At 70.9% G+C, this 21,227-nt stretch carries 15 protein-coding genes and 1 pseudogene; 7 read left to right on the forward strand and 9 right to left on the reverse strand.

What is annotated here, in order from left to right; genetic code table 11:
• Positions 1 to 26: 26 nt before the first annotated feature.
• From ABIE39_RS06220 to ABIE39_RS06230, 3 genes are all read left to right on the forward strand, one after another.
• Positions 27 to 248, forward strand: a complete 222-nt coding sequence (locus ABIE39_RS06220) for a hypothetical protein (RefSeq protein WP_354050862.1) — start codon at positions 27 to 29, stop codon at positions 246 to 248.
• Between the two features lie 37 nt (positions 249 to 285).
• Positions 286 to 1,773, forward strand: a complete 1,488-nt coding sequence (locus ABIE39_RS06225) for a hypothetical protein (protein WP_354050864.1) — start codon at positions 286 to 288, stop codon at positions 1,771 to 1,773.
• A 191-nt stretch (positions 1,774 to 1,964) separates the two neighbouring features.
• Complete coding sequence (locus ABIE39_RS06230; RefSeq protein ID WP_354050866.1) at positions 1,965 to 3,356, forward strand: SNIPE associated domain-containing protein; 1,392 nt, start codon at positions 1,965 to 1,967, stop codon at positions 3,354 to 3,356.
• A gap of 15 nt (positions 3,357 to 3,371) precedes the next feature.
• On the opposite strand, the gene ABIE39_RS06235 is transcribed toward ABIE39_RS06230, so the two are convergent.
• The 6 genes and pseudogenes from ABIE39_RS06235 to zorA all read right to left on the reverse strand — a co-directional run bounded on the left by ABIE39_RS06235 (position 3,372) and on the right by zorA (position 11,730).
• On the reverse strand, positions 3,372 to 3,863 hold the full coding sequence (locus tag ABIE39_RS06235) for a HipA domain-containing protein (protein WP_354050868.1): 492 nt from the start codon (positions 3,861 to 3,863) through the stop codon (positions 3,372 to 3,374).
• Positions 3,859 to 4,152, reverse strand: a pseudogene (locus ABIE39_RS06240) (HipA domain-containing protein); the annotation flags it as partial. The gene ABIE39_RS06235 and the pseudogene ABIE39_RS06240, both read right to left, overlap by 5 nt.
• A 452-nt stretch (positions 4,153 to 4,604) precedes the next feature.
• The gene (locus ABIE39_RS06245) at positions 4,605 to 7,622 is read right to left on the reverse strand and encodes a DEAD/DEAH box helicase (protein ID WP_354050870.1); all 3,018 of its coding nucleotides are present in this window, start codon (positions 7,620 to 7,622) and stop codon (positions 4,605 to 4,607) included.
• 4 nt (positions 7,623 to 7,626) lie between these two features.
• Positions 7,627 to 9,039 carry an EH signature domain-containing protein gene (locus ABIE39_RS06250; RefSeq protein WP_354050872.1) on the reverse strand — a complete coding sequence of 471 codons (1,413 nt, stop codon included), beginning with the start codon at positions 9,037 to 9,039 and terminating at the stop codon, positions 7,627 to 7,629.
• A gap of 131 nt (positions 9,040 to 9,170) precedes the next feature.
• The gene (locus tag ABIE39_RS06255; protein WP_354050874.1) at positions 9,171 to 9,959 is read right to left on the reverse strand and encodes an OmpA/MotB family protein; all 789 of its coding nucleotides are present in this window, start codon (positions 9,957 to 9,959) and stop codon (positions 9,171 to 9,173) included.
• Positions 9,952 to 11,730, reverse strand: coding sequence for an anti-phage ZorAB system protein ZorA (gene zorA, locus ABIE39_RS06260; RefSeq protein ID WP_354050876.1), 1,779 nt, complete (start codon positions 11,728 to 11,730; stop codon positions 9,952 to 9,954). The genes ABIE39_RS06255 and zorA overlap by 8 nt, the downstream gene beginning before the upstream one ends.
• Before the next feature lie 362 nt (positions 11,731 to 12,092).
• Here zorA and ABIE39_RS06265 point away from each other — a divergent pair, with 362 nt between their 5' ends.
• The 3 genes from ABIE39_RS06265 (at position 12,093) to ABIE39_RS06275 (ending at position 16,854) form a co-directional block, all read left to right on the forward strand.
• Positions 12,093 to 15,440 (forward strand): type I restriction endonuclease subunit R, encoded by a 3,348-nt coding sequence (locus tag ABIE39_RS06265; RefSeq protein ID WP_354050878.1) that lies wholly within the window; start codon positions 12,093 to 12,095, stop codon positions 15,438 to 15,440.
• Positions 15,441 to 15,450: 10 nt separating this feature from the next.
• On the forward strand, positions 15,451 to 16,428 hold the full coding sequence (locus ABIE39_RS06270; protein WP_354050880.1) for a phospholipase D-like domain-containing protein: 978 nt from the start codon (positions 15,451 to 15,453) through the stop codon (positions 16,426 to 16,428).
• Between the two features lie 171 nt (positions 16,429 to 16,599).
• Positions 16,600 to 16,854 (forward strand): hypothetical protein, encoded by a 255-nt coding sequence (locus ABIE39_RS06275; protein ID WP_354050882.1) that lies wholly within the window; start codon positions 16,600 to 16,602, stop codon positions 16,852 to 16,854.
• 437 nt (positions 16,855 to 17,291) lie between these two features.
• Here the strand turns inward: ABIE39_RS06275 and ABIE39_RS06280 are convergent, their stop codons facing one another.
• Positions 17,292 to 17,657, reverse strand: coding sequence for a DoxX family protein (locus tag ABIE39_RS06280; RefSeq protein ID WP_034653676.1), 366 nt, complete (start codon positions 17,655 to 17,657; stop codon positions 17,292 to 17,294).
• A 154-nt stretch (positions 17,658 to 17,811) separates the two neighbouring features.
• On the opposite strand from ABIE39_RS06280, the gene ABIE39_RS06285 reads away from it, so the two are divergent.
• Positions 17,812 to 18,249: a winged helix-turn-helix transcriptional regulator gene (locus ABIE39_RS06285; protein WP_354050884.1), complete on the forward strand. Its 438-nt coding sequence runs from the start codon at positions 17,812 to 17,814 to the stop codon at positions 18,247 to 18,249.
• A gap of 45 nt (positions 18,250 to 18,294) precedes the next feature.
• On the opposite strand, the gene ABIE39_RS06290 is transcribed toward ABIE39_RS06285, so the two are convergent.
• Complete coding sequence (locus ABIE39_RS06290; protein ID WP_354050886.1) at positions 18,295 to 19,158, reverse strand: hypothetical protein; 864 nt, start codon at positions 19,156 to 19,158, stop codon at positions 18,295 to 18,297.
• 176 nt (positions 19,159 to 19,334) lie between these two features.
• Positions 19,335 to 21,050 (reverse strand): malate synthase A, encoded by a 1,716-nt coding sequence (gene aceB, locus ABIE39_RS06295; RefSeq protein WP_175007977.1) that lies wholly within the window; start codon positions 21,048 to 21,050, stop codon positions 19,335 to 19,337.
• Between the last annotated feature and the right edge of the window lie 177 nt (positions 21,051 to 21,227).

Consider the following 21,227-nt stretch of genomic DNA (forward strand, 5'->3'; position numbering starts at 1 on the left):
CCGCCCCGACCGCCGCGAGCCCGAGCGTGCCGGACCTGGACGCCCTGGCCGAGACCCCGCGTCGTCGTATCCGGGAGGAGACGGACGAGGACCGCCCGACCTATCTCCTGCGTCGCGAGGCGCGGTTCCGCGAGCGGGCGATCCTCGACCTCGACGACGGTCCTGCTGGCGAGGACCTCGACGACACGCTCTACCGCGCCCGCGAGTCCCGCGGCGGCCTTCCGACGTTGGGGAGCCGCCGGCGGTAAGTCAGAAAGGTCTGTTTGTTCTGCCAGGGGGAGGAACATGCTGGTCGAGATCGTGTGCCTGGCGCTCGGCATGGCGACGGTCGCCGGAGCTGTGGTCACGGTGGGGACGCTGGGCGGGCTGTACCGGGTGCCGGAGAGCGGTGCGCGTCGGCAGGAGCTGCTCCGTCTGGTTCTGGCGGAGCGATTCTGCTGGGAACCGGGGGATCCTGTCGACGAGGCCTGGGCCACGTCGATGAGTCGCGAGCTCCGCGAGCACGAGACCGTGCCGGATGCCGAGGAACGACGCCAGCAGCTGATCGCCCTCGGGTTGCGGCTGCAGGGGAAGGAGCCCACCCCGACCGCGATCGGCGAGGTGGCCTACCGCTCCGAGATGTTCGACGCCCGAGCGTGGAAGCGCTTGGCGGACGCGTCGATGACCGCGCCGAGCATCCCGGCGCTGCTCGTCGCGTGGCGCAGGCAGTGCGGGATCGAGGAAGTACGGTCGGTGGCGGTCAGCCTGCGCCTCACGTTGTCGACGACGCTCCAGCGGGTCGGGATCCGAGCCGCAACGCTGATCGGGCTCGGGAGCGCTGCGGCGGTCGTGGGTGCCGTCATGGTGTGGGCACTCGTCGGGATCCGCACACCGCTGGTCGACCTCGCCGGTCAGTGGGTCGCTGTCGTGTCGGTCGTCATGGTGGGACTTCTCGTTGCTCTCGAAGTCCGGGATCACATGCTCCCCGAGCTGGCGCGAGGTGGTCGTCTGGGAGGCTGGGTCCTCGTCGTCCCGCTGGTACTCGGTCTCCCCACAGCCGTCGCTCTCGCTCAGCGTCGAGGATGGCTCGCGTCCGGGGCGCAGCTGCTCGACGACCGCATCGGGTCCTGGCCAGCCTCCCCCGTGGTGGGTGCCGTCGTCGTCTGCCTCCTGCTGTTGCTCCCTATCGCTGGCGCGATGCAGCGGTCGTGGGGCTGGCGTACCGCGCCCGTGAACCGCTCCGCACCCGGGCAGCGCTCTGATCGCGTCGAGGCGATCGCCACCGCCACGGGGCTCGCGTTGATGGCCGCTCTCGGGATCACGGCTGTGGCGGATGTCGAGGATCTGTACCTCCCGCTCGGGGTGGCGTTCTTCGGGATCGTCGTGCTCGGGTCTCTGGGCGTCGGCAGCCTCCGTTTCGCTGAGCACCGTGGGCGTACCAAGGACCTCAGGCAGGCCGGTGCCGACCCCGCCCGCGGCGCCTTCCGCTGGTGGCTCGTCGGGCTCGCGATTCTTGCACCGACGCTGATGGATCCTCTTGCTCGGGCGATCGGCTCGGTCGTCGAGCACTCAGTAGCTGCCCCAGGTGGCGTAGTGCGAGGGCTCGCTCTGGCGATGGTGTTCTCCGTGGCCGTGATCGTCGCGGCCTTCGCGGTTCCCGGGGTGCTCGTCTGGCAGGGCGTGGCTGCGCTGCGTCGGTACCGGCGAGTGCTCCGCCGCCACCGAGCGTTCGTGTGGGAGATGCGCGTCCATGCACGGCGCGAACGATCGTACGTGGAAGCACAAGGGTGTTAGGAGAACGCATGAGCACGCAGGGGTATCGATGGAACTCACCACCGAGCTGGCCGGCGCCGCCGGAGGGGTGGGTGCCGCCGGACGGATGGACGCCGCCATCGGATTGGCCGCAACCCCCGCCGGGCTGGCAGTTCTGGGTGCCGATCGCACCGGAGCCTGCACCGGCCACTGCGTCCGCTCCGCCCAGCCCCGTGCCAGTGCCGCTCGCCGCGCCGCCCGCCGTGTCGTCGAGCACCGCGACCGGGCAGCCCACGGGGGACCCGGGGATCCCGCTGTTCGGCGCGAGGCGGCGAGCGCGGGAGCTCGCGGCGTCGGCCGACGGGCTGCGTGCGGAGAACGAGCGGTTGCTCGCGGAGCTCCACCGGGTCGGTGCCCTGGACGCAGTGACGATCGAGCGCGAGCGGGAGGACGCACGGCGCCGGTTCCAGGACGAGACGGCTGCGCTCGACGCCGAGCGGCAGGCGTCGCGCGAGCGGTTCGCAGCAGAGATCGCCGGCCTCACCTCGCGGCGGGAGGCGCTCGACTCGCGTGTCCGCGAGCTTGAGGCGACGGTCGTCCACCTCGAGGAGACGGAGATCCTCCAGGAGGTGGGGGTCTACGAGTATCAGCACCCCCTGGAGAACGTCGAGGCGTACAAGGAGCGCCTCGCCGCGCTGCGCGGTCACATCAAGGACATGGCGAAGGTGGATGGCGGAGCCATCGAGTCCGCTGCGGGATGGACGGTGAACGGGTCCGAGGCGCAGGGGCGCAAGATGGTGTCGCAGATCTCCAAGCTCATGCTGCGTGCCTACAACGGAGAGGCAGACACTCTCGTCCGTGGCTTGAAGCCGCACCGCCTGGCAGCCAGCGTCGACAAGCTCGAGAGGACGAAGGCGACCATCGCTCGGCTCGGCAGCATGATGTCGATCCACGTCTCGGATCGATACCACGACGCGCGAGTCTTCGAGCTCGGCCTCACCGCCGACTATCTCGCGAAGGTCGAGGAGGAGAAGGAAGCGAACCGCGCCGCACGCGAGGCCCTGCGCGAGCAGCGCAAGGTCGAGCAGGAGATCGCGCGAGCGCGCGAGAAGCTGGAGAAGGAGAAGAGCCACCTCGCGAACGTCCTCGAGACGCTCAAGGCGAAGGGCGACCTGGAGGCCGTCGCGCGGTACGAGGCCCAGCTCGCCGACGTCGACCGTGCGATCCAGGACGTCGACTACCGGGCTGCGAACCAGCGCGCGGGCTACGTGTACGTGATCTCGAACCTCGGGGCCTTCGGCGAGGGGATGATCAAGATCGGCATGACGCGTCGGCTCGAACCGATGGACCGGGTCCGAGAGCTCGGTGACGCGTCGGTGCCGTTCGGGTTCGACGTCCACGCGCTCTTCTTCTCCGACGACGCGGTCGGTATCGAGGCAGAGATGCATCGTCGTCTGGCGGAGAAGCGGGTCAACCGGGTGAACCTACGGCGCGAGTTCTTCTACGCGACTCCCCACGACGCGCTCGTCCAGCTCCGGGACCTCGCGGGTGACGTGCTGCAGTTCACCGAGCTGCCCGAGGCGCTGGAGTACCGGCAGAGCCAGAACCTCCGGACGACTGGCTGAGGACGTTCGGCGCCGTCAGGATGCGGCGCGTGCGGCAGTCGCTGATCGGGCGACCGCGGTCGCTCTCTCGGCCACGCGTTTCGGAACCTGAGTGTGTGGGACATCGGCCGGGACCGCATCGAGGCCGTGCAGGACGGCGTCCGCTACCGAGGCGATGGTCTCCACCGCCGTCGCGCGACCCATTCCCCAGGACACCGCCTCCTCGACCAGGAGCGCACCCGTGACGTGGTCGAGCCGGTTCCGACCCGCGACGGCGAGCCCGGAGTGCCGGTACGCGGAGGAGACGAGGTGGACCGGGGCGGCGTCGTACAGGGGTGCGACGCTGTACGACGCCTCGGTGTCGACGAGCAGCGAGTAGTTCTTCGCGTGCGCGTCGCCGTTGCCGACGATCGTGTTGAAGGTGACGAGCCGGAGCAGGTCGGCGAAGGGCCGCGGGGTCGATCGCCTCGGCCGAGGCCGTGCGTGCGACGCTGGCGAGTCGTCCCGGCGACCGCCCGGACGGCTCATACTTGTCCTGCGCGGCGAGACCGAGCACCTGGGCGAGGTCCTCCTGGTGCGACCGTCGGCCGCCGGTGCGGTCGTACCGCTCGACGACGATCACGTCCCGCCCGTCGACCGCGATCAGCTCGCTGCGGGCGGCCGGGACACCGCTTGCCTGGGCGAGCAGCAGCGTCCAGTGCTTGAGCCGCACCACATGCTCGATCCCCGTCCCGCCGAGTGGTTCAGGCTTGACGACGTCGTCCAAGGGACGGAGGTACCCGTCGTCGAACGTGGTTCCTTCGGGTGTGAGCTGCATGGCTCCGGCGCACTCCGAACGAGGTTCTGCCGTCGCGACCTCGACCCTGCTCGACGTCGCAGCGACGTGCGGCTACGAGCTCGTCCTCGTCCCTCGGGGTGCTCGGCTCACCGTCACCACAGACGCGAGCGACGGCGGTGAGCCGTGAGCGCCACGCCCGACGTCCTCGCCGTCCACCTCCGCGGGCACCTAGGCGAGAGACGGTGGGCCTCGACGTCGATGGGCGACGAGCGAGCTCGTCCTGCGACAGCACGGCAACCTGCCGAGCGCGGCGCACGGCCGAGCCGAGGGCGCCCGCGGTCCGCGCACGGAACCACGGCATCGATGTGGTCGTATCTGATTCATCCTGTAATGAAAGCGGATGTGAATCATTCCTGACTCAGAATCAGGCTGCGCCTCGAATGAACCAGATGCGATGCAGGCAGTTCGTCGCGATCAGATCGGGTTGAGCATCAGAGCATCAGAGCATCCGCGAGCTCGTCCTCGGTGACCTTCTCCGGGACGACGATCGCCTCGCGCAGGATCGTCTTCTGCTGCAGGAGTCGGTCGAGGTTGAGGTCGAACGACGTCATGTCCGGGTGGAGCGCCGCGGGCAGGTACACCGAGACCGGTCTCGTCTGGCCGATGCGATAGATCCGGTCGGTCGCCTGCGCCTCCTTCGCCGGGTTCCAGTGCCTCTCGAGATGGATCGCGTGGTTCGCGCCGACGACGGTCAGCCCGACCCCCACGGCCAGGGGGGACATGATGATGACGTTGAACCCCGGGCGCTGCTCGAACCTCTCGATGATGCGCTTGCGCGTCGGTGACGAGCCGGTCGACACCGCTGCCGTGTCGCCGTTCACGACCGACACCGGGAGGTCGTACCGGTCCTGGAGCCAGAGGGCGAGGCTGCGCTGGACCTTCTTGTTGATGACGAAGACGATCGCTTTCTCACCCTTGTCGCGGACCGCATCGAGGACCCCGAGAGCCGCCGTCATCCGAGCGGAGAGCGCGAGCGAACGGGGATCAGTCCCGAGCTCACCGTCGCCGCGCGCCGCGGGGTGCAGGCTCACGGCACGCAGCCCCTGGACCGCCTTCAGCGCAGCACCCTGTGCACCCGACTCCCGCTGGTAGTCCCGCAGGACGTCGTCGTACACCTCGCGCTGTCCCGCGGGCATGGTGACGCCGAGCTCCGGACGAGCCACTCGCGCCGGGCCCTCCTCGGGGCCGTAGACGGTCTTCGGCGGAAGGTCGGCGAGGTGGTCCTCCTTCACGCGCCGCAGCTTGAACGGCCCGACGAGCGCGCGCAGCTCCTTGCCGATACGCATCTTCTCCTGCGGGTCGGCATCCTTCATGGGAGCGACCCACCGCGACCGGAAGTCGGACCACGAGCCGAGCAGCCCGGGCTGGGCGGTGTCCACGAGGCACCAGAAGTCCAGCATGGAGTTCTCGACGGGGGTCCCGGTCGCGAGCAGCTTGAACCGGGCCTTGAGCGCTTTCGCCGCCCGGGTCGCGAGCGTGTCCGGGTTCTTCACCGTCTGTGCCTCGTCGAAGACGACGGTGCCCCAGTCGACCTGCGCCAGGGAGAGCTGGTAGGAGCGGAGCGTGTCGTACGTGGTGAGTACGAGACGCCCCGGCACGTCGAGCCGGCGGTCCCCGTGGTCGGGGCCGACGCGCAGCGAGAATCGGATCGCGTCGTCCCTCACCATCCCGCGGTCGTCGAGGGAGGCGACGGCCGCCGTCGTCTCCCGGCCCGCGCCGACGAGTTGGAACCGCGGCAGGTCCCGCCCACCCTGGAGCACGACGACGTCGCCGAACGGCGACTCCGGAAAGGTCGCCGCGAGCTCCGCCTCCCAGTTCTCGATGAGCGCGACGGGCAGGACGGCGAGGGTCGGGCGCGGGTCCTCGCCCAGCGCACGCTCGGCAGCCATGAGCTCGCGCAGCGCGACCAACGTCATGTAGGTCTTGCCGAGACCCATGTCGTCCGCGAGGACCGCCCCCTGGACGCGGGTGGCCGAAGACTCGTGGGCCTGCGTCGAGGCTGCCATGAGCGCCGCCATCCACTCGACGCCGTCACGCTGGTGCGGATAGGGCGTCCGCGCCAGCGAGTCGTAGTCGACCGGCCGGATTAGCCGGGCCGCGACGGCTGCACCTCGCAGGGCGTCCGCGACGTCCTCTGCGTCGGCGACGTGCACACCCACCTGTACTCGTCGGCCAGGTGCCTCGGGAAGAGCGGCGTCGGCGTCTTCGGCGGGCCCGTCCGACGACGCGCGCGCCTCCTCCTCGAGGCGGTCCCGCGCTTCGTGCAGGGCGGTGGTGGTGGCCTGCTCGTCGCCGATGTCGACGACCTGGTCCCCGACTGCTACCGCGGTCCGCCCGGCCTCGCGGGCAGCGGTCACGTCGCGCTCGACCTGTTCGAGCCTCGGGAGGGAATCGATGAGCCCGGCGAGCACGTCCGCGGGCCGCAGGGCCGGGTCGCCGCCGAACCACGAGATCCCGGACTCGCTCGCGTCCGCGAACGTCTGGGGGACGATGACCCCGATTCCGGCGACCCGCACGCCGAAGTGCAGGTCGACGTCCACCCGCGTGGGATCGTAGAAGTCCCCCGGGGCACGGTAGAAGTCCTGCTTCTCCTCGGCGGGGATGTGCGGGCGGCGCAGCACCTCGCGGACGCCCTCCGCCTGGTCCTCCTCGAGCATCACGAGCTGGTTGCCCACCCGGAGCACGCTCGGTCCCTCGTCCTCGACATGATGGCGGCGTGACGAGACCGCGCTCGGGTCGACCTCGGCTCCCAGGTCGGGGCTGATCGCGAGGGACCCGTCGGGCTGCTCCTCGACGAGCAGGCTCACGGACGCGGGCGACACGGTGCTGAACTCGTCGAGGTGCCCGAGCGAGAAGTTGACGCCGTCGAGCTCCGCCGCATCTCGCTGGGCCGCCTGGATCTCCGCGACCAGTCGCACGTTGTCCGCCTCCGACCGGCGGCCGACCTCCAGGGCAGCGTGCCGTTCGACGGCGCGGATCACCCGGAGCGCGCGTGGAGACAACCGGTATTTGGTCTCGCTCCCGATGGTGACCACGGGACCTGTGCGGCGGCAGGGCTCGTCACCGTCCTCGAGCACGACACGCAGCGACACGTCGAAGTGCCGGGACGTCGTGTTGTGCCGGATCTTCGGCTCGAGCCTGCCCGGGAGCAGCGGGGGAAGCCCGAGGATCGCAGCCTCCTCCGGACCCATCGCCGCGATGTCGCGGGACCGGACCGCGTACCCGTTCGGCAGAGGCAGTGCGGCACCGGCCTCCTCCATCATCTCCAGGACCAGGAACTGCTCCTGCGTCGACCTCTGCCCCTCGCCCTGCCGCAGCAGGTCCAGGTCCTCCGCCGTCGTGACGAAGTTGGCGCCGTCGTCGTCGTACGAGACCTGGAACCGACGCATCGGCGCCGCCGCGTCGTCGGGCCGCATGCGCAGCCGGGAGAGCATGTCCTTCAAGCCCATGGGTTCACCTCGTCACGGAACGTGCGCCGAGCACCGGTAGGCCGAACCGACGCTTGAGCTGGGAGTAGTCGTCAGCGGACATCACGGTCCGCGGGTCGAGGCTCACGCCGAGCTCCTCGACGATGAAGCGGACCGCGTGGTGCTGCCACGTCGACTCGTGATGCGTGATCGACGTGTGGGCTCGTGCACCCCCCGGATGATTCCGCGCATGATCGTTCGGGACGGTGTACGTGAGCATCTCGGGCGTGAACGTCCTGCGGGAGCGGTCCGTGAGGATCCCGCGAGCCGGGCCGTCGAAGATCCAGAGCTTGAAGCTGTGCGACCCTTCGACGAGGTGGAAGGACCCGCAGTCCAGAACGACGATCGCCGTGTCGGTGCGCGCCGTCAGGCTCGAGACGTCCGTCCGGAGCCGGCCGAGCTGCTGCTGCACCGACGCGCGGGCACGGTTACCGAGAACGACCCGCGACTCGCGGACGAGGCCCTGCTCGTAGAGTCCCCACAAGAACCGTTTGCGGGCGGGGAACATGCGGAGCATGTCCTCCTTGCCGTTGTCCCGGGCGTACGTGTCGACCGCCTCGAGGAAGAGGCGCAGATCCTCGACGCTCATCCAGCGCACGGCCTGCTCGCGAGCGGATGGTGGGAGAGGCTCCCACCAACGGTTCCACTGCGCCGAGCGTTGCAGGCGAGGATCGCCGCCGATGTCCACGAGCGCTCCGAGCCACGCGTCGCATGGCGCACCGTTTCCTGTTCGGGTCGTCATGACCTCAAGGAGGTTGTGACCGAAGTAGCGGCCCGCGCTGCCGGGCGCGTCGACCACGGACCGCGCCGTGATCTCCGGGAGGAAGCCGAGACCGGTCGGGTCGGTGTGGTCCGCGCGAGCCAGGCGCTCCAGGTAGACGGCCTGCCGGACGAGCAGCCCGAACCGGCCGGACTCGTACCCCTGCAGCCCCCGGGCGCGGACCCAGTCGTCCAAGGGGTGGGGAATCCCGTCGGCGCCGGAAGCCACGAGCAGCCCCGCGACGCGCCGTGGCGCGTCGCGGACGAGCAGTTCCTCGGAGTGCTCGCGCGCGACGTCCGCGACATCGACGACGACCGGGGCGCGGCGGGGCAGCGGAGCGAGCCGAGCGGCGCGCCGTGCCGCCGCGGACGTGGCGTCGAAGAGTCCCGCCGTCCAGGAGTCGAGCAGGTCGAAGTGCCGGAGCACGAGGTCGACGAGCGCGCGGACGAGGAGCCGCGACGGATGGGGATCCTGACGTTCGACGACCGCCCGCACGAGGTCCGGCGTCATCGAGACCCGAGCCCGCTCCACGTCGTGGCTCCACACCGAGACGAGTGCGCGTGCCACGCGACGCTCGTGGAGCCGCGTCACGATCGCGTCGATCTCCCCGTGGTCGATCGCGGCGCGGATCTCGTCCATCAGCACTCCGAAGGCGCGTCCACCGCCGGCCTCACGCCGCTGCCGAGAGGCTCGCGCCACCAGGCCGGTCCACGAGCCGGTCATGCTCTCCGGCCAGTGCGGGAGATCGAAGGTCGCGGTGGGACGCACGATCAGCCTTCCTCGGCAGGAGCTTCGTCCAGGAGTCGGGAGAGATCCTCCGCGGTCGGGCGGATCACCGTGAACCGGATCTCGATGCGGCGGTTGGCGGCCCGCTCGGCATCCGTCGTCTGCTGCGAGGTCACGGGCCGGGTCTCTCCGTACCCGGACACGGAGAACAGGGGGCTCCCGTCCGAACGCTGGAGCGTCGCGAGCCGGTGGTCGGCGGGAAGCGCCGTCTCCCAGTAGCGCCACAGCGAGATCGCGCGGAAGGTCGACAGCCCCCAGTTGCCGGTTCCCTCGACGCCCTCGAACTGGTTGCTGTCGGTGTGCCCTTCCACGAACACGGTGTCGATGTAGCGGAAGCGGTCGTCTGTGCGGAGCGCCGTAGAGATCGACTCGCCGATCTGCAACGCGACCGCCTGGTGCTCGGGACGCAGCTCCCACTCGGAGCTCTCGAAGCCCAGCAGCTCCGTCGGGATGCTCAGCACCGAGTTGTCCTCGCTGACGTGCACGGCGAGACCTTGGGACTGGAGCCCGTCGGCGATCTCGAGCAGCATTTGTGCCCTGACGTCCTCGGCGCGGCTCAGGTCGGCGATGTGGCTGCTGAACTCGTCACGCTCCTGCTCCGCGGCCTCCTGCTGCGCCGCGAGCGCCTGCTGCTCCTGGGTGACCTGGAGGACGAGCGCCACGACGGCGAGCATGAAGACCGCGAGCAGCGCGGTCATGAGGTCGGTGAAGGAGACCCAGTACGGGTTGTCGGCGTCCGAGGTGTCGCCGGGTCGGCGCCGTCCTCTACGCACGCGCCGACGCCTTCGTCTTCGCGTCGATCTCGTCGACGACCTCCGCGAGGGCCTGGCTGGTCTGCAGCATGTGCGCGGCGAACTCGCGCGTGTGCGCGTCCCAGGTCTCGAGCCGGTCCCGGGTCTGGTGATGGACCTTGTCGCCGTACTCGTCGAGCCAGTCTCGCAGCACGGCGCGCTGGTTCTCGACCCGCTGCTGGAGGTCGTCGAGGAACTGGCGCTGCGACGCACGCAGGGTGTCGAACGCCGTGTTCGCGGACTGCGCGGCGGTCAGGAGCTTCCCGGCCGTCGCCGCCGTGGTCTCGGTGAGCCGGTCGAGCTCCGTCGTGTGTCGGTCCAGCAGCCGAGCCGCCTCCTGGTGCGCCTCGGCGGTCCCGGCGAGCGCGGTCGCGCCGGCGTCGAACGACTCCTCGAGCCGCCGGCTCGTCGTCTCGAACGCGCGGGACGTGGAGCCGAGCAGCTCCGAGGACCGCTGCAGCCCGGTCGTCGCGGCCCCGAGCTTGCCGGCGGCGGCATCCATCCCGACGGCGAGCGCGCTGAGCGACCCGTCGAGGATCTTCGCCTGGCTCGTCACGAGCTCGGTCAGTGTCGACATCTCGGCCTCGAAGGCCTGCGTCCGCTGCGACATCTGGGACCGGAACGACTCTTCCTGCTCCGCGATCTGGCGCTCCTGCGCCGCAGTCTGCGCGGTGGTCGCTGCTGCCTGGGCAGCCGCCGCCTCCTGCATGGAGGCCACCGCGGCACCGACCCGGTCCGAGACTCCCGTGAGCGCGCTGTCCAGCGTGGCCGACGCCGAGCCCAGCTCTGCCGCCTGCCGCTCGCCGATCCCGCGGAAGCTCTCGGTGAACTTGTCCACGAGGTCCTCGAAGACCTGGGCCGACTGGTTCGAGGTCCGCTCCGCCAGCGCATTCATCGACGGTGCCACCGCGGTCTCGATCGCCTGCGTGAGGGCCGACTGCATCTCCTCGGAAAGTCCGGTGACCGTCTCCTGGAGCTTGGTGCCGATCTTCTCGTGCAGTTCCGCCAGCGCCGTCGCCGAGTCCTGCGTGTACTGCTCGATGAGCACGAGCGAGTGCTCCGGCGTCCGCTGGACGAAGATCTCGTCGATCCGGTCGCGGAACGTCGCGATGCGTCGGGAGACGTCCCGTGAGCACCACTTTTCGGTCGCGTTCACGAGGACGCTCGTGAAGACACCCCACACCGAAGCGGTGAAGCCCAGGCTCACGCCGGTGACGAGGGATCCGACACTGTCCCGCATCTCGTCGGCGTCTGCGGTCTCGGTCAGGTTCAGCCCGTCGAGCCCGACAGCGAGCCCGATGAACGTTCCGAGCAGACCGAGCGCGGTGAGGACTGCCGGCATCGTGCTCAGGAGCCGGTTCGTCATTAGGCGTGGTGCGATGCGATCGCCCGAGAAGTAGTGCTCCGCCTCGACCGTGTTCCACACCTTCCCGTCCGGGGAGGTGACCAGAGTCTCGTCGAATTCTCGCCAGAGCTCGCCGGCCTCCCCGAGGCCGCGGGCGCGTCGCCGAGCCTCGCTACGGACCTCGGCGACGTTCTCTGCCGTGAGATCGCCTGTCACCGACTGCAGCTCCGCGACGACTCGGGTCGCCGAGCGACGGGCGAGGAGGACGTAGACCAGCGTCCAGGCGGTGAACCCGATGATGAGAAGGAAGAAGGCGACGATGACGATCGCGTGGACCTCGCCACGGAACGCCGCCGCGAAGTCCGGGCGAACGAGGTTGAGGAACGGCGACCAGTCAGAGGAGCTCACGCAGCGAACCTTTCGTGCAGCACGTATGCCTGGATTCCGCAGGCCTCCAGAGAAGAAGCGCCGGGGGAGAGGCAGTGCGGCGCGACCGGATCGTACGGCGTAGGCGACAAGGTCGAGAAGCTCGTCCAGGGTGAAGTTCGTCGAGTTTCTCGGACGAGGTCGTCGTGTGTGACGGGCGCCGCCTCCCCGGTTCGCCATCGGGCGAGCAGATGGCGCGATAGCCCCTCCTATCGGCGCGCGTCGTGGGCTCACCCTGTCGCAGCGACATGCTGGGCCGGACGAACGACCGCCCAGTAGTCTCACGACCAGCGACGACCAGGACGCGGTCAGTACCTGGCCAGCACCGATGCCACGGAGGAACAGTGCGCAGCAACGAAGCCGAGTGGGAGCACCTCGCGCTCGACCACCTCGCCGGGATCGGCTGGCAGCACCTCGACGGGCCGGCGATCGCGCCCGGCGCGGCGTCCGTCGTCGGGCACCCCGGGTACGCGTCGGGTGGCGAGCCGCTGCCGCAGCGAGAGTCCTGGGACGAAGTGGTGATTCCCTCGCGTGTACGTGCAGCGCTGCGACGCCTCAACCCGGACGTCCCGCGGGACTACCTCGAGCAGGCTCTCGTCGAGATCCTCCGCCCGACGTCGCAGGACGCGATCACGGAGAACAAACGGGTCCACGACGTCCTCGTCGACGGTTACCGCGGCGTCACGTACGTCGAGGACGGCCGTCAGCAGACCCCGACGATCCGCCTCGTCTCCTCGCGCGAGGACGAGAACGAGTGGCTGGCGGTCAACCAGGTCCGCGTGGTCGACGGCGACGTCGAGCGCCGCTTCGACGTCGTGCTGTACCTCAACGGGCTGCCGGTCGTGGTGATGGAGCTCAAGGACGCAGGGAGCGCGAGGGCCGACGTCGCCGCCGCGCACGCGCAGCTCACGACGTACGTGCGCGAGCTGCCCATGGCGTTCCGTGCGTGCGTCCTCACGGTGATCAGCGACGGGATCGTCGCGAAGTACGGGACGCCGTTCACGCCGCTCAACCACTACTCGCCGTGGAACGTGGACGACGACGGGCGTGTCGTCGGCCCGACCGGCGCGCCCGTCCCCACGGTCACCGACGAGGACGAGGCGGCACACCGGGACGGGCACGCCGTCGACGGCATCACGGACGACGTCGCGGAGGGCGAGGTGACCCTCTCGTCGCCGCTCGAGACGATGCTCGACGGACTGTTCAACCCGCAACGGTTCGTGCAGCTGCTGCGCGGGTTCGTGGCGTTCGACGAAGGCGACGACGGGCTCACCAAGCGCGTCGCGAAGCCGCACCAGTACTTCGCGGTGAGCCGCGCGCTCGAGGCGACGGTCCGGGCCGTCGAGACCGACGGTCGCGCGGGCGTCGTCTGGCACACGCAGGGCTCCGGGAAGTCCATGGAGATGGAGCTCTACGCGGCCCACGTGGCGCGGCACCCGAAGCTGTCGAACCCGACGATCGTCGTCGTCACCGACCGCACCGAGCTCGACGGGCAGCTCTACGAGACGTTCGCGCGCTCGCAGCTGCTCACCGAGGCACCCCGGCAGATCAGGCGGAGGGCCGAGCTGCGCGACGAGCTCGCGTCGCGCAGGACCGGGGGCATCTACTTCACGACGCTGCAGAAGTTCGGCCTGACCGCGGAGGAGAAGCACGCGGGCGCCAAGCATCCCGTGCTGTCCGATCGCCGCAACGTCGTGCTCGTCGTCGACGAGGCGCACCGGTCCCACTACGACGACCTCGACGGCTACGCGTGGCACCTGAAGAACGCGCTGCCGAACGCGACGCTCATCGCGTTCACCGGCACACCGATCTCGACCGCCGACCGCAACACCGAGAAGGTCTTCGGCGACGTCATCGACGTGTACGACCTCACGCGCGCCGTCGAGGACGGCGCGACGGTGCCCGTCTACTTCGAGCCTCGGCTCGTCAAGGTCGCGTTCGCGGACGGTCTGGACGCGGAGACGATCGACGCCGCCGCAGACGAGGCGACCGCCGGTCTCGACGACGTCGAGCGCGACCGCATCGAGAAGTCGGTAGCCGTCGTCAACGCCGTGTACGGGGCGCCGGCGCGGTTGCGTGAGCTCGCGGCCGACCTCGTGCAGCACTGGGAGCGGCGGCGTGAGGCGATGGCCGAGCTCGTCCGGGGCACGTCAGTGGCCGACGGCGCCGGGGCGGAGAGTGCTCCGGGCAAGGGGATGATCGTCGCGGCGACGCGCGACATCTGCGCGCGGCTGTACGACGAGATCGTCGCGCTCCGCCCCGACTGGCACTCCGACGACCTGCGCGCGGGGAGGATCAAGGTCGTCTACTCCGGTACTGCGGCAGACCAGCCGCCGATCGCCGATCACGTCCGTCGGGACTCGGAGAACGCCGTCGTCAAGAAGCGCCTGAAGGACCCCGATGACGAGCTCGAGCTCGTCATCGTCAAGGACATGATGCTCACCGGGTACGACTCGCCCCCGCTGCACACGCTCTACCTCGACCGGCCCATGCGCGGAGCGCTGCTCATGCAGACGCTCGCCCGCGTCAACCGCACGTTCCGCGGAAAGAACGCCGGCCTGCTCGTGGCGTCCGCCCCGATCGCGGAGAACCTGCGCGCGGCGCTCGCGGAGTACACGGTGCGTGACCAGGGTGCGCGACCGGTCGGACGCACCGTCGATGACGCGGCCGAGGTGGTGGCGGACCTCGTCGCACGGCTGCGCGAGCTCGTCGACCCGTCGGGATGGCGGGGACGCCTGACGAGTGCCCGCGCGGCGAGGTCGCGTCGTGGCTACCTCGACACGGTTCTCGCGACCGTCGCGTGGCTGCGGGACCCGCGCACCCCCGGCAACGTCACCACGGCAGACGGCGAGGAGACGCGCGGGGCCGAGTTCCGCCGTCGGGCCGCTGCGCTCGCGAGGGCCTGGGCCATCGCCGGTCGGTCCGACGCCGTCACGGATCTCGCGGACGACGCCCGGTTCTACGAGCAGGTCCGCGTGTGGATGGGCAAACTCGACGCCGAGGAGCGCCAGGCTCGGGGCGAGCCCGTGCCCGACGACGTCCAGCGGCTCCTCAACCAGCTCATGGCGACAGCGGTGGTGTCCGGGGAGGTCGTCGACGTGTACTCCGCTGCCGGGCTCGAGCACCCGCGGCTCGACCGCATCGACGACGACTTCCTCGCGACCGCGCAGGCGGCACCGAACCCCCAGCTGACCATCGAGGCGCTGCGCCGGCTCGTCACGGAGGAGTCGAGGCGGTTGACGCGCGGCAACCTCTTGCGGCAACAGGTGTTCTCCGAGCGCCTCCAGGCGATCATGTCGAAGTACGTGAACTCCAATCTCACGTCGGCCGAGGTCATCGCGGCGCTCGTGGAGATGGCACGGGAGGTTGCCGCGGAGGAGACGCGTGGGCAGCGGTTCGAGCCCCCGCTGAACCGTGACGAGCTCGCCTTCTACGACGCCGTGTCGACGAACGAGTCGGCGGTCGACCTGCAGGGCGAGGACGTCCTCGCGCAGATCGCCCGGGACCTCGTCGCCGTGATGCGTCGCGACTTCAAGACCGACTGGACCGTCCGGGACGACGTCAAGGCCAAGCTCCGGTCGTCGATCAAGCGGCTCCTCATCAAGCACAAGTACCCGCCGGACCGGCAGTCCGGCGCGATCGTGCTCGTCATGCAGCAGATGGAATCGATGGCGCCGCGCTACGCGGCGTGACGGAGGAATGATGATCGAGCTCGTCGCCGACACCGTCTGGCGGTCCCTCGAGTCCGCGCCGTTCGTGTCCCCCATCCGGGCAGCGGTGGCCTACCTGGGTGCGGAGGCACCCGAGATCCTTCCGCTGGGTACGGGCGACGTCCTGGTCGTGGACGGATCTGACGCCGCGCTCGCGGCCGGCTCGACGAGCCCGGCCGCGGTCAGGCGCTACGTCGAGTCCGGCGCTGTCGTCGTCTCGCTCGCCGGCCTCCACGCCAAGGTGGTGCTGGAAGGCGGGCCGGCGCCACGCTGCCTGGTCGGGTCCGCGAACGTCTCCACGCACTCGCGGGACGACCTCCGCGAGGCCGCGATCCTCTGCGACGACCCGGCGCTCATCAACCAGGTCGATGCGCAGCTCGACCTGTGGGTCGGCCACCCGTCCGCCGTGGTGGTCGACGAACGATGGCTCACCCGGGCCGAGGGCATCTTCCGTTCCCCTTGTGGGCGGCGGGCCCGACGTACGGAAGCGTGGCAGGACACCGGTCGGCCGCTCCGGCTCGTGGTCGTCGAGGACGACGAGATACCACCCCAGGACGTGCTCGACACGGTCGACCTTCTTCGGGCCCAGCACCGGGATCGCGAAACCATGGTGTACCGGACCACGGACGAGGGGCCCGCCGAGGGGGTGGGTGACTCCGTCCTGCTCTACTGGAGCACGCGAGCCGGACGCCTCCCGCACGGGAACTCGAAGGCTCTCCCCTTGTCACGAGTGGCACGCGTTGTCGAGAGCGGCGGGAAGCGCTACTGCGTCGTCACGGTGGATGCGGGCGGGACCCGGCCGTCGTTTTCTGAGCTCGGAGGTGCCCTGGCTGACGTGGGAACGGCGATCGAGGACGTGGTCGACACGGTGTTCCAGGGACCTGCTCGAGACGCGGCGCTGTCCCTGCTGCTCCCGTCGTCAGAGAGGTCTGGGTCGCGCACGACTGCCCGAGGTGTGCGGCGACGATGAGACGTGTGGTCTAGGGAATGCTCCCCTGCCCGCCCGACTCGACGCGCTTCGACGTCGGGGGGGGGGGGTGTTCCCGGCCCCAGGCAGCCGTCCCATCGGTGCCGGGAGTGCGGACACGAGGCATGGCGGCTCTCCGTCGAGTCGGAGACACACTTCGAGACGCTCGAGGAGTTGCTCGAGGAGCACGATGTGGCGGATCTCGAGAGCCTTGCCGTGCGGGTCACGGACACCATCGACCACGATCCGGTGACGATCCAGGTGATGGCGGACCGGGAGGACGGTTCACCAGCCGTGATCGACATCTTCATCGGCTCGCGGACGGCGGTCCTCCAGTTCCCGTTCAGCAGGGGCGAGTTCTGGGCGGGGTGCGAGTTTCTCTACGACGTCATGATGATCGAGGCCGAGGAGACCTTCGCGGACGACTGACAGCGGGCCTGGCCAGGGGCCCGCCGCGCGTGCGAGGGTGTCGGGTATGACCGATATGTCCCCGTACCGCGACGGCGCGGGCGACGTCGAGGTCCCGTTGCTCGGCGGCGACGTGTCCGACGGGATCGTCCGGCGCGGCGGCACCGTCCGTCGTCCGCGCGGTCCCCACAGCCCCGCGGTCGAGGCCTACCTGCTCCACCTCGAGCGGGCGGGCTTCGAGCGCGCGCCGCGCTTCCTCGGGATCGACGACGACGGTCGCGAGGTCGTGTCGTTCCTGCCCGGGGAGATGGGCGGGCGACCGCCGCACGCGTGGGCGACCGCGGAGGGCGTGCTCGTCCAGCTTGGCGGGTGGCAGCGCGCGCTGCACGACGTCTCGCGCGACGTCGTCCCGCCCGACGGCGTCGCGTGGCCCGCACGCGTGCAGTTCTGGCCGCGTGTCACAGCGCCGCGAACCGGCCGACGGCGACGAACACCGCGAGGGCGAGCAGGACCACGTTCGCCGGGACGGCCTTGGCCTCGCCGAGGCGCACGTGCAGGGGGATCGCGCCGACCTGGGTGAGCGCGAGCCCGACCGCGGCGACGGGAGTGAGCACCGGCGCGACGCCGAGCGCCCAGGGGAGGATCACTCCGACGGCGCCGGCCACCTCGAGCCACCCGATGGCGCGCACGCCCGCCGCGCGCTCGGGCGTGACCCACCGCATCTGCTCCTGGAGCACGGGGATCGGTCGCAGGGCCTTCATGAGCCCGGCGCCGAGGAAGGCGGCGGCGAGCAGACCGGAGGCGATCCACAGGGCGACGTTCATGCGTGAGTCCTTCGAGAGGAGGCGGCGACGGCCCAGGATGGCCGGTCACTCTTTGTGCCTGGGCACATGATGGGTAACCATGAGCACCGGTACAAAAGGCACACCGGTGTGCGTGAGGCACACGGAGCAGCACCCGGAGAAGACGGAGACCCCCATGACGACGACGCCCAGCACGGACGTGCCGGTGGTGCGCGAGCTCGCTGAGCGCCACGGCATCCCGGTCGACCGCGGCTGCGCCGCGGCGGAGGCCACGAGCGAGGTGCGCTCGGTCCTCGACCGGGTGGGCGACAAGTGGAGCGTCCTCATCCTGGGGATGCTCTCCGCCGGCCCGCAGCGCTTCACCGAGCTGCTCCACGGGATCGACGGGATATCGCAGCGCATGCTCACCCTCAACCTGCGCCAGCTCGAGCGGGACGGTCTCGTGAGCCGCACGGTGCACGCCGTCGTGCCGCCGCGCGTCGACTACGCGCTCACAGGGCTCGGCGAGACGCTGCTGCCGCCCGTGCTCGCGCTCGTCGAGTGGGCGCTCGCCCACACGCGCACCATCCGCGAGAACCGCGACGTGTTCGACGCGCGCCGCCCCGTGGGCTGACCGGGCCGTCCGGCCCGCGGGGCGTCGACCAGGTCGGAAGGGCGGTCAGCCCGCGAGCGGGTCGGCCGCGCGCAGGTACCAGGGCTCGTACCGTTCCAGCGAGAGTGTCCAGAGGCCGGGGGCGCCCGCCGGCACCGCGAGGCACACGTTGCCGGTCACGGTGTCGCCCGCGCCGATCAGCCCCGTGCCCACGAGCGCCTGCGGCACCGCGCCGCACCCGCCGTCGGCGGGGACGCCGTCGTCCCCGACGAACCCGATGTCGACGGCGCCCCACGCGGTCACCTCCGAGCTGGACCCGGTGTACGTGGCGGTCACGGGCACGATCCAGTACTCGGTGCCGTCGGGCGGCGGGGTGTTGACGTCGTCGTGCGCGAGCACCTCCGCGGTCGCCTCGTAGGGCTCCTCGAGGAGGACCTCCCACTCCACGCCACCGATCGTGTACCCGTCGAAGAGCCACGGGTCGTCACGCGTGCCCGTCCCCTCCCAGTCGCCCTCGGACCAGTCCTCGTCGGACCAGCCGTCGCCCGGCCACTCGTCGCCGTACGCGTCGTCGGTCGGGGCCGTGACCCACGCGGCGATCCGGGCACCGGCGTCGGTCGCGACGCCCGCGGCGTACCCCGTCCCGCCCCCGACCACGAGGCACACGACGCCGACGAGCAGCCCGACGGCCGTCCGGGAGAGGCCGGCGCGCCCCTGTGCCGGGGGCGTCGGAACGGGCCCCGGGGCCTGGGGGTGCGACGGTCCCGGGTGCGGCGCGGCGGGCTGCGGGGCGCCGGGGTGCGGCGGGCCGGGGTACGCCGCGAGCGGCGGCGCCGCGTACGGGTTCGGGCGCGCGGCCGGGCCGGGGAAGGAGGGCGGCGGGCCGGGAGGAGGCGTCGACGAGGACGGCGGCGTCACAGGGGTGCTCATGGTGCTCCGGTGTCGTGCGGGCGGGCGCCTGGACGACAGGTGCCACCGTGCGTGGCCGGATGTTCCCACACCGCGGACCTTCCCGTCGAGGACGATCTCGTTCCCTCCCGAGCACGACCTCGGTGCCGCCGCCGGGTGGGCGACGGCACCGAGGCCATGGAGGGCGGGAGACCGCCCTACGGCTGGTCCACCTCGGAGCCCACGAGGAACTGCGAGTACGCCCCGATGGTGAGGAACGTCGGGAAGTCCTCGGCGAGCGCGACGGCGCGGAACACGTGCGCCGCGTCGTCGATCCGGTTCCCCGGGGTGCGCGGCAGGTCGTCGACGATCTCCGCGAGCAGCGCCTCGACGCGCTCGCGCGTGATCGGCACGCCGTTCTCGGTGCGCGTGCCGGAGGCGATCCACTGCCACACCTGCGACCGCGAGATCTCGGCGGTCGCGGCGTCCTCCATGAGGTGGTCGATCGCGGCCGCCCCGACACCGCGCAGCCACGACTCGAGGTACCGCACCCCGACGGAGACGTTCGAGCGCAGCCCTGCGGCGGTGACGGTCGCCCCGGCCCGGCGGGCCGAGCCGATGTCGAGCAGCTCGTGCTGGCCCACGCGGACGTCGTCGCGCTGCCGGGCGACCTGGTTCGGCGCGTCCCCCAGCACCGCGTCGAACTCGGTGCGTGCGACCTCGATGAGGTCGGGGTGCGCGACCCACGTGCCGTCGAACCCGTCCGTCGCCTCCCGGCGCTTGTCGGCGCGCACCTGCTCGAACGCGCGCTCGGTGACGTCCGGCCGGCGGCGGTCCGGGATGAACGCGCTCATGCCGCCGATCGCGTGCGCGCCGCGCCGGTGGCACGTCTGCACGAGCAGCTCCGTGTACGCGCGCATGAACGGCGCGGTCATGGTGACCTGCGCGCGGTCGGGCAGCACGTACGAGTCGCCGCGGGTGCGGAAGGCCTTGATGACGGAGAACAGGTAGTCCCAGCGCCCGGCGTTCAGCCCGGCGCAGTGGTCGCGCAGCTCGTGGAGGATCTCGTCCATCTCGAACGCCGCGGGCAGCGTCTCGATGAGCACCGTGGCGCGGATGGTGCCCTGCGGCAGGCCGAGGTGCTCCTGGGCGAGCACGAACACGTCGTTCCACAGGCGCGCCTCGCGGTGGCCCTCGAGCTTGGGCAGGTAGAAGTACGGTCCCCGACCGCGCGCCACGAGCTCGTGCGCGTTGTGGAACAGGTAGAGCCCGAAGTCGACGAGCGACGCCGACGCCGACACGCTCACGCCCGCCCGGTCGACGTACCGCATGTGCTTCTCGATGAGGTGCCACCCGCGCGGGCGGAACACGATCGTCGGGAGGTCGGTGAGCGTCGTCGAGCGCAGGCGGTACTCCTTGCGGTGCTCGCCCGAGCCGGTCGTGTGCGTCAGCGTCCCGCGGATCGCGTCGTGCAGCGCGAGCTGGCCCTCGATCACGTTGCGCCACGTGGGGCTCGACGCGTCCTCGGCGTCCGCGAGCCAGACCTTGGCGCCGGAGTTGAGGGCGTTGATCGTCATCTTGGGGTCGGTCGGGCCGGTGATCTCGACGCGGCGGTCCTCGAGTCCCGGCGCGCCGGCCGAGCCCGCCACGCGCCACGACGGGTCGTCGCGCACGGGCCGCGTCGAGGCGCGGAAGTCGGGGTCGATGCCGTCCGCGACGTCCTGGCGGCGCTGCTGGCGGTCCATGAGCAGCTCGTGGCGGCGCGCCACGAACCGGTCGTGCAGCAGCGTGAGGAAGTCGAGCGCCTCGGGCGTGAGGATCTCGCGGTAGCGCTCGCCCAGCGTGCCGGTGACGCGCAGGGTCCCGGTGACCCGCGGGCTGCTCGCGGGGGCAGGGGACGACGGGGGAGAGGTGGTCGTGGTCAGCGTGGTCATGGCGTGCTCCGAAGGTCGATGTCGCGAGGTAGAGCTCTGGCAGGCCGAGGTAGGGCCTGGGTCCCGCGAGGTAGAGGCGTGGTCATGTCCCAGGCACAAAAAAGCGGGGCCCCGCGGCTACCAACCGACGGGGGCGTATTGGATAAGTGAGGGCGCCGGTGGCCCGCCCCGAGCCCA

Source organism: Cellulosimicrobium sp. 4261, assembly GCF_040546915.1.
Lineage (GTDB): Bacteria > Actinomycetota > Actinomycetes > Actinomycetales > Cellulomonadaceae > Cellulosimicrobium > Cellulosimicrobium cinnabarinum.

Bases quoted from the DNA above. Each gene is read 5' to 3' on its own strand.
- ABIE39_RS06285 (WP_354050884.1), top strand. From the start codon at position 17,812: ATGACGACGACGCCCAGCACGGACGTGCCGGTGGTGCGCGAGCTCGCT.
- ABIE39_RS06280 (WP_034653676.1), bottom strand. From the start codon at position 17,657: ATGAACGTCGCCCTGTGGATCGCCTCCGGTCTGCTCGCCGCCGCCTTC.
- ABIE39_RS06290 (WP_354050886.1), bottom strand. From the start codon at position 19,158: ATGAGCACCCCTGTGACGCCGCCGTCCTCGTCGACGCCTCCTCCCGGC.
- ABIE39_RS06225 (WP_354050864.1), top strand. From the start codon at position 286: ATGCTGGTCGAGATCGTGTGCCTGGCGCTCGGCATGGCGACGGTCGCC.
- aceB (WP_175007977.1), bottom strand. From the start codon at position 21,050: ATGACCACGCTGACCACGACCACCTCTCCCCCGTCGTCCCCTGCCCCC.
- ABIE39_RS06250 (WP_354050872.1), bottom strand. From the start codon at position 9,039: ATGGACGAGATCCGCGCCGCGATCGACCACGGGGAGATCGACGCGATC.
- ABIE39_RS06245 (WP_354050870.1), bottom strand. From the start codon at position 7,622: ATGGGCTTGAAGGACATGCTCTCCCGGCTGCGCATGCGGCCCGACGAC.
- ABIE39_RS06235 (WP_354050868.1), bottom strand. From the start codon at position 3,863: ATGAGCCGTCCGGGCGGTCGCCGGGACGACTCGCCAGCGTCGCACGCA.
- ABIE39_RS06270 (WP_354050880.1), top strand. From the start codon at position 15,451: ATGATCGAGCTCGTCGCCGACACCGTCTGGCGGTCCCTCGAGTCCGCG.